10 protein-coding genes are annotated in these 13804 nt (G+C 61.0%); all 10 read left to right on the top strand.

The genetic code is table 11. The annotated features are described in order from the left end of the window. Positions 1–314: 314 nt before the first annotated feature. The 10 genes from rpmE to AAAX72_RS07910 all read left to right on the top strand — a co-directional run bounded on the left by rpmE (position 315) and on the right by AAAX72_RS07910 (position 13728). On the top strand, positions 315–740 hold the full coding sequence (rpmE, locus tag AAAX72_RS07955; RefSeq protein WP_006235303.1) for a 50S ribosomal protein L31: 426 nt from the start codon (positions 315–317) through the stop codon (positions 738–740). 346 nt (positions 741–1086) lie between these two features. Next, positions 1087–3894, top strand: a complete 2808-nt coding sequence (gene secA / locus AAAX72_RS07950) for a preprotein translocase subunit SecA (protein WP_349129868.1) — start codon at positions 1087–1089, stop codon at positions 3892–3894. Next, positions 3894–5042: a peptide chain release factor 2 gene (prfB, locus tag AAAX72_RS07945; protein ID WP_349129867.1), complete on the top strand. Its 1149-nt coding sequence runs from the start codon at positions 3894–3896 to the stop codon at positions 5040–5042. Before secA ends, prfB begins: the two co-directional genes overlap by 1 nt. Before the next feature lie 165 nt (positions 5043–5207). Further along, entirely contained in the window at positions 5208–6098 is an 891-nt protein-coding gene (locus tag AAAX72_RS07940; protein WP_138113002.1) for a YitT family protein, read from the top strand. 207 nt (positions 6099–6305) lie between these two features. Then, entirely contained in the window at positions 6306–7136 is an 831-nt protein-coding gene (locus AAAX72_RS07935) for a transketolase (RefSeq protein ID WP_006235308.1), read from the top strand. 1 nt (position 7137) lies between these two features. Then, entirely contained in the window at positions 7138–8079 is a 942-nt protein-coding gene (locus AAAX72_RS07930) for a transketolase family protein (protein ID WP_006235309.1), read from the top strand. A gap of 412 nt (positions 8080–8491) precedes the next feature. Beyond that, positions 8492–9712, top strand: coding sequence for a cell division ATP-binding protein FtsE (gene ftsE / locus AAAX72_RS07925; protein WP_349129866.1), 1221 nt, complete (start codon positions 8492–8494; stop codon positions 9710–9712). Then, positions 9699–10619 (top strand): permease-like cell division protein FtsX, encoded by a 921-nt coding sequence (gene ftsX / locus AAAX72_RS07920; RefSeq protein ID WP_349129865.1) that lies wholly within the window; start codon positions 9699–9701, stop codon positions 10617–10619. The genes ftsE and ftsX overlap by 14 nt, the downstream gene beginning before the upstream one ends. 190 nt (positions 10620–10809) lie before the next feature. Then, positions 10810–12945, top strand: a complete 2136-nt coding sequence (locus tag AAAX72_RS07915; RefSeq protein WP_349129864.1) for an RNB domain-containing ribonuclease — start codon at positions 10810–10812, stop codon at positions 12943–12945. 177 nt (positions 12946–13122) lie between these two features. After that, positions 13123–13728: a recombinase family protein gene (locus tag AAAX72_RS07910; RefSeq protein WP_055310347.1), complete on the top strand. Its 606-nt coding sequence runs from the start codon at positions 13123–13125 to the stop codon at positions 13726–13728. Positions 13729–13804 lie beyond the last annotated feature (76 nt).

The following is a 13804-nucleotide window of genomic DNA, read 5'->3' as shown; positions in this document are numbered from 1 at the left end:
TAACCATACTGAACCTAGTTCAGTTTGGTTGATTTCCGATCTCAGCCGAACACATTGAGCGGAAAGGCCGTTCCCGCAGTCAGTCGAACGTCCCCGGGGCCCTTCTCAGGCCCCGGGGACGGCATTTTCCCAGTTGAAGGAACGGTGGAGATGTGTTTCGATGGGTCAGATTCGTGTCGTTCCGAAAAGACCGTGAACCTTTTGTGGGACACGCGGCGCCGTGGTACCATAGCCGAGTTTGTTGTCTTGGTCGGAAACCAAGACGCCTTATGCGCTGATCGGTAACCAGCGCCTGACCAATAAGGAGTCCTACCATGAAGCAGGGTATCCATCCCCAGTATGTCGAGTGCACGGTGACGTGCTCCTGCGGCAACACCTTCAAGACGCACGCTACCGTGTCCGAGATGAAGGTTGAGCTTTGCAACGAGTGCCACCCGTTCTACACCGGCCAGCAGAAGTTCGTCGACACCGGTGGACGCGTCCAGCGCTTCGCCGACAAGTTCGGTGGCGCCGCTGCCGCCCAGCTCAAGAAGGCCGAGGAGGCCAAGGCTGCCAAGGCTGCCAAGGCTGCTGAGGCCGAGGCCGCTCGCAAGGCCGCCGCTGAGGCTAAGGCTGCCGAGAAGGCCAAGCGTGCTGCTAAGTTTGCCGAGGAGGCTGCCAAGCAGGCCGCCGAGGCTCCCGCAGAGGCTCCCGTCGAGGAGGCCGCTGCCGAGGCCGAGACCACCGAGGCTGCTGAGTAAATAGCTCGCCGAGGAATCGCTCGCATTCATGGCAAAAGGGCCGTGCATCCGTTTGGGTGCGCGGCCCTTTTCTTTTTATTGGTGCAGGCTAACCCGTTCCCATTGCACCAGATTGGTGCGAAGGGGACGGGTTGGTTTGCACCAAATGGCAGAGTGACGGCGTTTTCCCAGATAAAACCTGCCAAAATAAACCAGTCCCTTTTTGGCAGGTCGGTCGGGTCGTAGTTATTACGTGGCGGTCGAGGTCGACCGTATAGGCCGCGCCTTGTTTGGCTAAAGTACAATCATCTGTGTTTAACTCGCCCGCAGCTGCACGGCGTGGGCGATGGCCAAAAAGGAAAACCACATGGGATTCATGTCAAAGCTGCTGTCCTTTGGATCCGATAAGGACCTTAAGCGCTACTACAAGATCGTCGACCAGATCAACGGTCTTGAGCCCCAGTTTGAGAAGATGACCGAGGAGGAACTCCGCGCCCAGACCGATAAGTTCCGCGAGCGTTACGCCAACGGCGAGTCGCTCGACGACATGCTTCCCGAGGCCTTTGCCACCGTGCGCGAGGCTTCCAAGCGCATCACGGGCATGCGCCACTTTGACGTACAGCTCATCGGCGCCATGGCGCTTCATGAGGGCCATATCGCCGAGATGAAGACCGGCGAAGGTAAGACCCTGGTCTCCACACTGGCCGGCTACCTCAACGCTATCGCCGGCAAGGGCGTGCATGTCGTTACTGTCAACGATTACCTGGCAAAGCGCGACTCCGAGTGGATGGGCCGCATCTACAAGTACCTGGGAATGACCGTCGGTCTGCTCCAGAACAACATGCCGCTCGAACTCAAGCGCCCGGCCTACCAGGCAGACGTCACCTACGGCACCAACTCCGAGTTCGGTTTCGACTACCTGCGCGACAACATGGTCACCCGCCCCGAGCAGCGCGTACAGCGCGGCCACCATTACGCCATCGTCGACGAGGTCGACTCTATCCTGATCGACGAGGCCAGAACGCCGCTCATCATCTCGGGCGCCGGCACCAAGTCCGCCAGCACCTACAAGGACTTCGCGCGTGCCGTGCGCGGCCTTGAGCGCGGTGAGGACGTGTCGCACGACATGCTCACCGCCACCGAGGACGTCGAGCCCACGGGCGACTACGTCATGGACGAGGCCAAGCACACCATCGCCGCCACCGAGCGCGGCCTTAAGAAGATTGAACGCCGCCTGGGTATCGATGACATCTATGCCGATCTCTCCGGCCAGCTGGTCAACCACCTGCAGCAGGCGCTGAAGGCCCAGTACATGTTCCATCGCGACAAGCAGTACGTGGTCACTAACGGCGAGGTCAAGATCGTCGACGAGTTCACCGGCCGCATCATGGAAGGCCGCCGCTATTCCGAGGGCTTGCACCAGGCCATCGAGGCCAAAGAGGGCGTGCTCGTGCGCGAGGAGAACCAGACGCTGGCCACCATCACCCTTCAGAACTACTTCCGTCTCTATGACAAGCTCTCCGGCATGACCGGTACGGCACTCACCGAGGACGCCGAGTTCCGTGAGATTTATAAACTGCCCGTCGAGGTCATCCCCCCCAACAAGCCCGTGCAGCGTGTTGACCACGAGGACCTGGTGTACCGCACCGTCCAGGCCAAGTACAACGCCGTTGCCGACGACGTCGAGCGACGTCACGCCAAGGGCCAACCGGTCCTGGTGGGCACCGTCTCCATCGAAAGCTCCGAGAAGCTGTCGGCCGCCCTTACCAAGCGCGGCATCGCGCACGAGGTCCTCAACGCTAAGCATCACGAGCGCGAGGCCCATATCGTGGCCCAGGCCGGACGCTACGGCGCCGTGACCATCGCTACTAACATGGCCGGTCGTGGTACCGACATCCTGCTGGGCGGCAACCCCGACGAGCTGGTGCGCGAGCGCCTTGAGTACGAGGGCCTGACCATGGAGGACGTGACGCCCGAGCAGCTCGAGCAGTTTAACGCCGAGGCCAAGGAGACCTGCAAGGCCGAGCGCGAGCGCGTGCTTGCCGCCGGTGGCCTGACCGTCATCGGCACCGAGCGCCATGAGTCCCGTCGTATCGACAACCAGCTGCGCGGCCGCTCCGGTCGTCAGGGCGATCCGGGCGAGACCCAGTTCTACCTGTCGCTCGAGGACGACCTCATGCGCCTGTTCGGCGGCGACAAGATGGACCGCGTCTCCAAAATGATGGTCACGGCCGACATGGGCGACGACATGCCCATCCAGCACAAGATCATCTCCAAGGCCGTCGAGAGCGCCCAGCACAAGGTCGAGAGCATCAATTTCTCCATGCGTAAGAGCGTCCTTGAGTACGACGACGTCATGAACAAGCAGCGCCAGGTCATCTACGCCGAGCGCAATAAGATTCTGGACGGCAAGGACCTGACCGACCACATCACCGAGGTCATGCACGACACCGTGTACCGCTGCGTGCAGGAGTTCTGCACCAAGGACAGTCACGATGGCGAGCGCGACCTGGAGGGCCTGCGCAAGTGGGTTGTGGAGCTCACCGGCCACATCGATACGCCGAAGTTCCCCGACGAGGATTATGAGGCCCTGGCTGCCGATGTCCTGGCTTACGTAGAGAAGTGCTACAACATGAAGGCCGAGCGCTTGGGCGAGGACCTGATGCGCGAGCTCAACACCCAGGTCATGCTGCGCGTCATCGATACCCGCTGGATGAACTACCTGCAGGAGATGGACTACCTCAAGACCGGCATCGGCCTGCGCGGCTTTGGCCAGCGCGACCCGCTGGTCGAGTACAAGACCGAGGCCTACGGCGCGTTCCAGATGCTCGTCGACACCATGTACGAGGATTACCTACGCACGGTTCTGCGTATCGAGATCAAGGCTGCCCCGCGTGCCATGGAGCACAAGGAGGAGCCCGCGCTCGAGGGTGCGCGCTTCTCCGGTCCTGCCGAGGTCGATGGTGACAACGGCGACTCGGTGCTGCGCAAGCAGGCGCAGGTGCAGGCCCGCACGGCTGTCCAGGGTGGTCCGGCTGCCGTTAACAACGGTGGCAAGGTGACGACCTATCGCAAGTCCGAGAGCGACGATCCGTACGTCAACGTGGGCCGCAACGACCCGTGCCCCTGCGGTAGCGGCAAGAAGTTTAAGTACTGCCACGGCAGGAATCGTTAATGGCTGAGGCTTTAGAGGTAACGCCCGCCGAGCTGGACGCGTTCGCGGACCGGCTCGGCGAGGTCGAGTCGTATCTCCACTTGGACGAGAAGCGCACCCGCGTAACGGAGCTCGAGGCCAAAAGTGTTGCCCCTGGCTTTTGGGATGACGCCGACGCCGCTCGCGCCACGATGGAGGAGATCGCGCGTACCAAGGAAGATATCGCTGCCGTGGACACCGCGCGCGGCGAGCTTTCCGATGCCCGCGCCGCGCTGGAGCTTGCCGAGGAGATGGGGGATGACCCCGACGCCGTCGCCCTTCGCGAGGAGGCTGCAGCCACGGCTGAGCGCCTGGCCCGTGCCATCGATGAGCTTGAGCTTTCGAGCTGGTTTACCGGTGAGTTCGATCACGGCGATGCCATTGTGACCATCAAGCCCGGACAGGGTGGTCTGGAGGCCCAGGACTGGACCTTCATGCTCTTTAAGATGTACATGAAGTACTGCCAGCGTCGCGGCTGGAAGGTCACCATCAACGACTGTCCCGCGGCCGAGGTCATCGGCATCGACCGTGCGACCTTTACCGTCGAGGGCAAGGACGCATTTGGCATGCTGCGCGCCGAGGCCGGCGTCCACCGCTTGGTTCGCATTAGCCCCACCGACGACAAGAAGCGCCGCCAGACCACGTTTGCCGGCGTCGAGGTCATCCCCGTGCTACCCGATGATATCGACATCGAGATCAGTCCCGACGACATCCGCGTGGACGTGTACCACGCGAGCGGCCCGGGCGGTCAGGGCGTCAACACCACCGACTCCGCCGTGCGCGTGACGCATTTCCCCAGCGGCATTGTGGTCACCTGCCAAAACGAGCGCAGCCAGATCCAGAACAAGGCCGCGTGCATGCAGATCCTCAAGGCTCGCCTGTACGAGATTGAGCTCGAGAAGCGCGCCGAGGCCCTGGATGAGATTCGCGGACCCAAGACCACGATTGGTTTTGGCAACCAGATTCGCAGCTACGTGCTCTACCCGTATCAGATGGTTAAGGACCTGCGCACGGGCGTGGAGACCAGCAATGTCGAGGCCGTCCTTGACGATGGCGACCTGGACCCGTTTGTTATTGGCTACCATCGCTGGGCCACCGGCAACGCCGATGCAGAAGGCTCGGAGGTCTAAAACATCGGGCGGCTTCAAGCCGATGCCAAGCCCAACGGTTGGACGGGTTTGTATCCAGAATAAACCCTGCGCAGGGGTGGTTTTTGTCCGGCGAATCGGTAGAATCGAATACAAGAAGAAGTTCAAAGCGCATCCGTTTGGGTGCGCTTTTTTGAGGGAGGCAGCATGGCATATCGTCTGGACATCAAGCGCATTCTTTCGATGAACTTCTTTCACGATCTGCCCCAGATTATGTTGGGGTGTGCCTTGGCCGCCATCGCGACCGACCTGTTTTTGATTCCCAACGGCCTTGCTGCCGGTGGCGTTACGGGCCTTGCCACCATTATCCAGGCGGTCGGCGCGACGCGAGGCGTGTCGCTTCCCGTCGGTATCCAGACCATCGTGATGAATGCCTTGCTGCTGCTGGTCGTTATGCGCGAGGGCGGCATGTTCTACGTGGTGCAGACCGCGACGGGCTTTGTGCTGCTGGGCTTCTTTACCGATCTGTTCGCCCCGTTTGTAGCACCTCTGGCGGATGCGGACCTGATGCTTCCCGCTATGTGGGGCGGCATTATTACGGGCATCGGTTACGGCATGGTGTTGCGCGCCGGCGCCAACACCGGCGGTTCGGACACGATTGGCCAAATCATATCGCGTAATACCTCGCTGCCCGTGGGCTCGACCGTCATGGCGATCGATGTTGCCGTATGCGCGCTGTCGGCTCCGGTCTTTTCAATCGAAAACGCACTATATGCAGGCCTTTCGATGGTCATTAGCGGCTACGTGATCGATGCCGTGGTCGATGGTGGCAACAAACGCCGTATGGTCCTCATCATCTCGGACAAGTTCCCTGATATCGCTGCCGATATCATGTATGGCCTGGGTCGTGGTTGTACCAAGTTTAAGGCGACTGGCATGTATTCGGGTGCCGAGAAGCCGGTGATTATGGTCATCGTGAGCCGTCGAGAGCTCAATACCCTCAAGACGATCGTGCGCGAGCGCGATCCTCACGCCATTGTGACGGTCGCTGACGTTACGGAAGCCTTCGGCGAGGGATTCAAGGACATTAGCGCGTAGGGGCGACCGCGTTCCATCCAAAAGACGTTCACATTGATAAACCGTTTCATCAGCGGTTCTGCCTGCTAAATTGTTCAAATAATGATAAAAACTCTGGTAAAGCCATCAGTTTCCAGCATAATGAATGACGTACGTGCATTGCGGCTGTGTTGGGATTACCTTCGGTGCCGTGCGCATTTTGTCTAATGAGGATGAAAGGAAGGCACAATGAGCGACGAAGAGCTCAAAAAGGTTGCCAACGAGGTAAGGAAGGGCATCGTCACCGGCGTGCACGCTGCCAAGTCCGGCCATCCGGGCGGTTCGCTCGGCGCTGCCGACATCATGACCTATCTGTACTTTGAGGAAATGAACGTCGACCCGGCCGATCCCCGCAAGGCCGATCGCGACCGTTTTGTGCTCTCCAAGGGCCATTGCGCTCCGGGCCTGTACGCCGTGCTCGCCGAGCGTGGGTTCTTCCCCAAGGAGGATCTCGAGACGCTGCGCCATATCGGCAGCCACCTGCAAGGTCATCCCAACATGAACGACACCCCGGGCGTCGATATGTCCACCGGCTCGCTCGGCCAGGGCATCTCCGCCGCCGTGGGCATGGCGGTTGCCGCCAAGCACTGGGGCGATACTTACCGCACGTACGCCCTGCTGGGTGATGGCGAGAGCGAGGAGGGCCAGGTCTGGGAGGCAGCCATGTTTGCCGGCAACCAGCAGCTCGATAACCTCTGCGTGATCGTCGACCACAACGGCCTGCAGATCGACGGCCCCGTCGAGGAGGTCAACGACCCCATGCCGCTCGCCGACAAGTTCCGCGCCTTTAAGTTCCACGTGGTGGAGCTTGCCGACGGCAACGATTTCGATCAGATCCGCGCCGCCTTTGCCGAGGCCCGCGCCACCAAGGGTCAGCCGACCGCCATCATCGCCGAGACCATGAAGGGCAAGGGCGTTTCCTTTATGGAGAACCAGGTTGGTTGGCACGGCAAGGCCCCCAACGATGAACAGTTTGAGCAGGCCATGGCAGAGCTCACGGCCGCCGGAGAGGAGCTCTAGGATGGCAGACGTCAAAAAAATCGCCACGCGCGTAAGCTACGGCGAGGCCCTCGTCGAGCTCGCCAACGAGCACGATGACTTTGTGGTCCTCGACGCCGACCTGGCCGCCGCCACACAGACCGGCAAGTTCAAGGCCGCCTGCCCCGATCGTTTCTTCGATGTGGGCATTGCCGAGAGCAACCTGATGGGCGTCGCCGCCGGTATCGCGACCACCGGCCGCGTTGCCTTCGCGAGCACCTTTGCCATGTTTGCCGCCGGCCGCGCCTTTGAGCAGGTCCGTAACTCCATCGGCTACCCGCATCTCAACGTTAAGATTGGCGCCACGCACGCCGGTATCTCGGTGGGCGAGGACGGCGCCACACACCAGTGCTGCGAGGATATCGCCCTGATGCGCGTCATCCCTGGCATGACTGTGATCGTTCCTGCCGACGACGTCGAGGCCCGCGCCGTGACGCGCGCCGCCTACGAGTGCGACGGTCCGGTGTACATGCGCTTCGCTCGTTTGGCCTCGCCGGTTATCAACGACCCCGAGACCTACAAGTTCGAGTTGGGTAAGGGCATTGTCATGCGCGAGGGCGCCGATGTGACCATCATTGCCTGCGGCCTGATGGTCGGCGAGGCTCTCGAGGCCGCCGAGCAGCTCGCTGCCGAGGGCATCGACGCCGAGGTCATCAACATGCACACCATCAAGCCCATCGATGCCGACCTGATCGTCAAGAGCGCCACCAAGACCGGTCACGTCGTGACCGTCGAGGAGCATTCTGTAATCGGTGGCCTGGGCAGCGCCGTTGCCGACGTCCTGTGCGAGCAGTGCCCGACGCCCCTCAAGAAGATCGGCGTCAACGACACCTTTGGCGAGTCCGGCCCGGGTGCCGAGCTCTTGCACAAGTATGGCCTGGACGCCGCCAACATCGTGGCGACCACCAAGGAGTTCTTGGCATAAGGCAAGGCGGATCTCAAGGACTGCTTCGCCAGAACTATAAAACTGTTTCGCCAGTACTATGGAAACCCGGCAGGGGCGCTCTCTTGGAGAGCGCCCCTGTTTCAGTTGCGGTGAAATAGGGACTGATTAGACCTTTTAACTGGTAAAACAGTCCCTATTTCACCGCAACTCATGAAGACGCCCCTCAAGCACGGTCCCATCAGGGAAAAGGGCACATATCGACAAAGCGCAATTCAGACCCTTCCAACTTTGTATATGCAGCACCCCAAGATAAACGCGGCGGCCCCTTAGTAGCCCTGTGCCCGGCCGACGGGATCCCTAAGCACGCCATGCTTCTTATGTGCAGCAAAGCTAATGCTGCTAAAATACAAAGCGCTCATGTAGTTTAAACGCACGACGATAAGGAGCACCAGTGGGTAACCACTTCCGTACCTCCGGTGCGGGCGATGATGCCCCCAAGACGCAGACAGGCGTCCAGGGCAGTCGTTTCGCCACTCCGGATTCAGAGGGCCAGCCTGTTGCTCAGGCCCCCGCTCAGCCGGCAGATCAGGCACAGCCGGCATCCGATCCCTTTGCCTACAATCCAACCAGCGATGTCGCGCTTTCCGGCACGGCGGGTTTTGAGCCCGTTCAGGCCGTGACCGCTCGCGTGGAGCAGCCTCAGGCTGGTGCCGCCACGCCGCAGCCTACCATGGCCGGCATTCCCGACCCCTTGGCCCCTGCGACGCCGGCTCCTCAGCCTGCGCAGTCCGGTCTCTTTGCCGCTATTCCCGACCCCACGCAGCCTGCTGCCCCGGTGGTCGAGAGCGATCAGGCAGCCGAGGTCGCAAGCCTCGATAACGCGCTCAACAACCCCGATTTTACGTCGGTGTTTGCGCCCATCGATCCGCAGGCCAGCCGCAAGAAGATGGCCAAGCAGGCCGGTGTCGAGCCCGTTATCCTTATGGAGCATGTCACCAAGATCTATCCGGCACAGCCCAACAAGCCTGCACTCGACGACATCAACATCGAGATCTATCCGGGCGAGTTCGTCTTCCTGGTTGGTCACTCCGGCTCGGGTAAGACCACGCTGCTGTCGACGCTCAACCGTGACGTCAAGCCGACGAGCGGTCGCATCCTGGTTGCCGGTCAGGACCTCATGAAGATCAAGAACCGCAAGGTTCCGTTCCTGCGCCGCCAGATTGGCGCCGTGTTCCAGGACTTTAAGCTTCTGCCGCAAAAGACCGCCTACGAAAACGTGGCGTTTGCCCTGCAGTGCATCGGCAAGCCCAAGGGCGTCATTCGCAGCCAGGTGCCCGAGGTGCTGCGTCTGGTCGGTCTGGCCGATCAGATGGACTCGCTGCCCGACCAGCTTTCCGGTGGCGAGCAGCAGCGCGTTGCCGTCGCCCGCGCTATGGTCAACCGTCCGCCGCTGCTGATCTGCGACGAGCCGACGGGCAACCTCGACCCGGCGATCTCGCTGGGCATCATGAAGCTGCTTGAGCGTATTAACCGCACCGGCACCACCGTGATCGTCGCCACGCACGACCGCGAGATGGTCGATAGCATGCACCGTCGCGTGATCGCCCTCGAGGGCGGCCACGTTATCCGCGACCAGGAGAGGGGAGGTTACGGCAACTATGGCACCAACTAACGTGGGCTACTCCTTCAAAGAGGCAATCAGCCACTTCTTCCGTAACTGGACTACCTCGCTCGGCGCCGTCATCACGATCTTCCTTTCGCTGTTTATCATCGGCCTGTTCATCATGGGCTCCGCGATGCTGAACTCCGTGATCGGCACCGTCGAGGATCAGGTTGTCATCAACGCGTTCATTAGCGATGACGCCGATCAGGCCGATGTTCAGGCTTTTGAGGCCGAGCTTAAGACGTGGAATAACGTCAAGTCCGTGACCTATAAGGACAAGGACGACGCGCTGGCCGAGTATACGAGCAAGATGTCGGGCAACGCCGACGCCACCATGAGCGCGCTCGATGGCCAGAACCCGCTGCCGGCTTCCTTCGCTATTGAGATGGACGATCCGTCCAAGGTCGAGAGCACGGCAAAGAAGCTCAAGAAGGATGCCGATTTCCAGAAGATCGCGGATGACGGCGACGTCAACGCGAGCGTGCTGTACGGCCAGGAGGAAGTGAGCCGCCTGTTCCAGGTGACCAACTACATCCGCATCGCCGCCGTGGTGCTCGTTGGCCTGCTGACTTTTATCGCGTTCATCTTTATCAACAACACGATTCGCCTGTCCATTACGGCGCGTCGTCGTGAGATTGCGATTATGCGTCTGGTCGGCGCCAGCAACGGCTTCATTCGTGGCCCGTTTATCACCGAGGGCGTACTGCAGGCCATTTTGGGCTCGCTGCTTTCCATCGGCGTTCTGGAGCTGCTGCGCAATCTGATGATTCCGCGTTTGCAGGAGAGCATCGGCTGGATGTCGTTTGCCCTGCCGATGCAGTACTACCTGGTGACCTATACTGCGCTGATTCTGGTCGGCGTGATTATCGGCCTCTTTGGTTCTGCCATCGCCATGCGTCGCTACCTGCGCGTGTAGGCATGCCTGGAATTCATCCCTTCCAACGGGTCGTCTCTTATGGGGCGGCCCGTTTTTTGATCCCTAGGGGACGAAGGAAACGAATCATCGTAGCGCTGGTCTATCTATGTGATCCGTTTTCCTTCATCCCCTAGGGATCGTTTGGGTAGACTCTTGGGATGTAAACGGCAATCGATAGTTAGGAGGCGCCATGGGGCGCAATAACAAGCATAAGCGTGGAACTCGCAATCGGCGCGGGCCGGTGCGCAGCGAACGCCGTCCGAGCCTGACCGGGCGCGTGCAGCTCCATGAGCACAGTGCCTATGTCATAACCGAGAATGGCGACTACAAGGTCATGGGCCGCGGTAAGCGCGAGATCATGGATGGCGATACCGTTGCCGTGAGCATTAAGAACAGCCCGCACGGTGAGCGGCGCGCCGTGATCGAAAGCGTGGTTGAGCGTGCAGCCATAAGCGTGGTGGGCACGTACCAGACCGCCGGTCCGCTCGGTGTGATCGAGCCGCTCGATTCGCGTCTGAAGGCCGACTTCTTCATTCTGCCCGAGGATACCTCGGCGGATCGTCTGGGTGTCCACCCGGGTGATGCTGTTGTCGCGCGTATTTTGACCTACCCGACGCGCCTGGAATCGGGTACCGTGACGATCGAACGCCGCATTGGCGGAGATGACGCGCCCGATTTGGGCGTTCAATATGTGATGGCGCGTTACGGCTATACCGATAGCTATCCCGAGGCCGCGCTGGACGAGGCCGAGGGGCTTTCGCTCGATGTGTCCGCGGCGCTTAAGGACCCGCTCCGCCGCGATCTGCGCGACCGCTTTGTCATCACGATCGACCCAGTCGACGCGCGCGACTATGACGACGCCATTTCGCTGGAGCGCACGCCCGAGGGTGGCTACAAGCTGGGTGTGCATATCGCCGACGTTTCACACTATGTGGCTTGGGACGGGCATATCGATCTTGAGGCTCGCCATCGTACGACATCGGTGTATCTGGCCGATCGCGTGCTTCCCATGCTGCCCGAACGCCTGTCCAATGACCTGTGCTCGCTTCGCCCTGACGAGGACCGTCTTGCGTTTACCGTCGATATCGAGCTCGATGCACAGGGTCGCGTGCGGCATTACGATCCGTACCCCAGTGTGATTCGCTCGCGTGTGCGTATGGACTATGACGGCGCCGAGGCGCTGCTGGTGCGTGCCGGCGCGGTTGAGTATTCGGTGCTGGAGGGTGCAGCCGAGGATGTTGCGGCTGCCGAGACCTCGCGCGAGGAAGCGCTTGAGCGCGGCCTTGCGTGCGAGGAGGCCGCCCGCGGCTACAACATCGACCTCGGCGATTTCCTTGTCGCCGCTAACGAACTCGCCGAACTTCGCCGTCGTATTCGTCGCGCCCGCGGCTCAGTCGATTTTGACACGGCCGAGATTCGCGCTCTATTGGATGAGGACGGAGTGCCCGTGCAGATTGTGGCGCGTGAGCGTTCGTGTGCCACGTCGCTTATCGAGGAAGCCATGCTGCTCGCCAACGAGTGCGTTGCAGAGTGGCTGGCAGACCGTGATATCGAGGCCTGCTATCGCGTGCATGAGGATCCGAGCCCCGATAGCCTGCACGGTGCTGCCGTTGCGCTGGCGCAGCTAGGCATCATCGACGATCGCCGTGCTGCCGGTATTGCCCTGGGGAGCCCCGATGAGCTGCAGGCTGCAGTTGATGCTGCCGCCGGTACGGCCAACGCACCGCTCGTTAACACGCTGCTTCTGCGCAGCATGCAGCGCGCGCTGTACAAGCCGCGCAACGAGGGCCACTTTGCGCTCGCCGCGCCGTGCTACTGCCACTTTACGAGTCCCATCCGTCGCTACCCCGATCTGGTGGTGCACCGCGTACTCAAGCTGCAGTTGGCCTATGAGCAGCTCGGCGGCAAGGACGCCTTGGTCCGTACGTCGCGGCTGATCGGCAAGGGACGCGAGTCGCTGCCGCGCATTCTGCCGCAGATCTGCCGCGCATGCAGCGATGCCGAGCGCGCGGCAGATGCCGCCAGCCATGCGACGCAAAAGATCAAGATTGCCCAGTACTATGAGGACCGTCTAGGCGAGCGCTATGCCGGAACCGTCTCGTGGGTTAGCAGCATGGGCCTCTTTGTGCGCTTGGATCTAACGCAGGTCGAAGGCTTGGTTTCGATCAAGAGCCTGGGCAACGAGTGGTTCGAGTTCGACGAGGACGCGCTAACGCTCACGGGTGCCGACACGGGCACCCGTTACGAGCTGGGGCAGCGCGTGATTATCGAGGTCTCGCGCGTCAATACCACGCGTGGGCACCTGGACTTTAAGCTTATCCATTAGCCAAATCCCGACTCATGGTGGGGGAGCGGAGGGCGGCCTTTCGGGACCGCCCTTCGCATTTGAATCGTGGCTACCTTGCCGTCTGCTCGGCCGCCCGCTTACCTGCTATTTGAGAGGTAAAACCTACCAAAATAAACCTGTCCCTTTTTGGCAGGTTTACAAGAAAGCGGGGATGAGATGGCGACGGTGTACGGTTATGCGCGGGTGAGTTCGCGCGATCAGAACCTTAATCGGCAGCTGGATGCGCTGGGCGCCTATGGCGTGGGCTCGGCGAATATTTATGCCGACCATGCGAGCGGCAAGGACTTCGATCGACCGCGTTATCGCGAGCTGCTGCACGTCCTGGGAGACGGGGACGTACTGGTGGTGCTTTCTATCGACCGACTTGGCCGTAATTACTCCGAGATTCTTGAGGAATGGCGACGCATTACCAAGGAGCTCGGGGTTGCCATTGTGGTGTTGGACATGCCATTGCTTGACACGCGCGCTAGGGCCAGCGGCGCGCCGGATGTGACCAACACCCTGATTGCCGATATTGTGCTGCAACTGCTGAGCTACGTGGCGCAGGTGGAGCGCGAGAATATCCATCGGCGCCAGGCGGAGGGAATTGCAGCGGCGCGGGCGCGAGGGGTTCGTTTCGGTCGACCTCGCAAGCCGTGCCCTCCTCAGTTTGAGCTGGTGCGCGATAGCTATGAGGCAGGCGATATTACCCGCAGCCAGGCAGCAAAGTGCCTGGGCGTGTGCGTGGGGACGTTCGATCGCTGGATGCGCGAGGCGGGGTAGGGGTTTGCGTCGCTTTGTCGCTTCCTGTTGCGATTCAAATTTTGATACGGTGACGATGCCATTTGGGGCTACACTC

Source organism: Collinsella sp. CLA-ER-H8, assembly GCF_040092335.1.
Lineage (GTDB): Bacteria > Actinomycetota > Coriobacteriia > Coriobacteriales > Coriobacteriaceae > Collinsella.
Note: the sequence above shows the minus strand (reverse complement) of the source record. Positions and strands in the feature narration are given on the sequence as shown.

Excerpts from the sequence above, each read along its gene's own strand:
- rpmE (WP_006235303.1), top strand. The coding sequence starts at position 315 with ATGAAGCAGGGTATCCATCCCCAGTATGTCGAGTGCACGGTGACGTGC.
- secA (WP_349129868.1), top strand. The coding sequence starts at position 1,087 with ATGGGATTCATGTCAAAGCTGCTGTCCTTTGGATCCGATAAGGACCTT.
- prfB (WP_349129867.1), top strand. The coding sequence starts at position 3,894 with ATGGCTGAGGCTTTAGAGGTAACGCCCGCCGAGCTGGACGCGTTCGCG.
- AAAX72_RS07940 (WP_138113002.1), top strand. The coding sequence starts at position 5,208 with ATGGCATATCGTCTGGACATCAAGCGCATTCTTTCGATGAACTTCTTT.
- AAAX72_RS07935 (WP_006235308.1), top strand. The coding sequence starts at position 6,306 with ATGAGCGACGAAGAGCTCAAAAAGGTTGCCAACGAGGTAAGGAAGGGC.
- AAAX72_RS07930 (WP_006235309.1), top strand. The coding sequence starts at position 7,138 with ATGGCAGACGTCAAAAAAATCGCCACGCGCGTAAGCTACGGCGAGGCC.
- ftsX (WP_349129865.1), top strand. The coding sequence starts at position 9,699 with ATGGCACCAACTAACGTGGGCTACTCCTTCAAAGAGGCAATCAGCCAC.
- AAAX72_RS07915 (WP_349129864.1), top strand. The coding sequence starts at position 10,810 with ATGGGGCGCAATAACAAGCATAAGCGTGGAACTCGCAATCGGCGCGGG.
- AAAX72_RS07910 (WP_055310347.1), top strand. The coding sequence starts at position 13,123 with ATGGCGACGGTGTACGGTTATGCGCGGGTGAGTTCGCGCGATCAGAAC.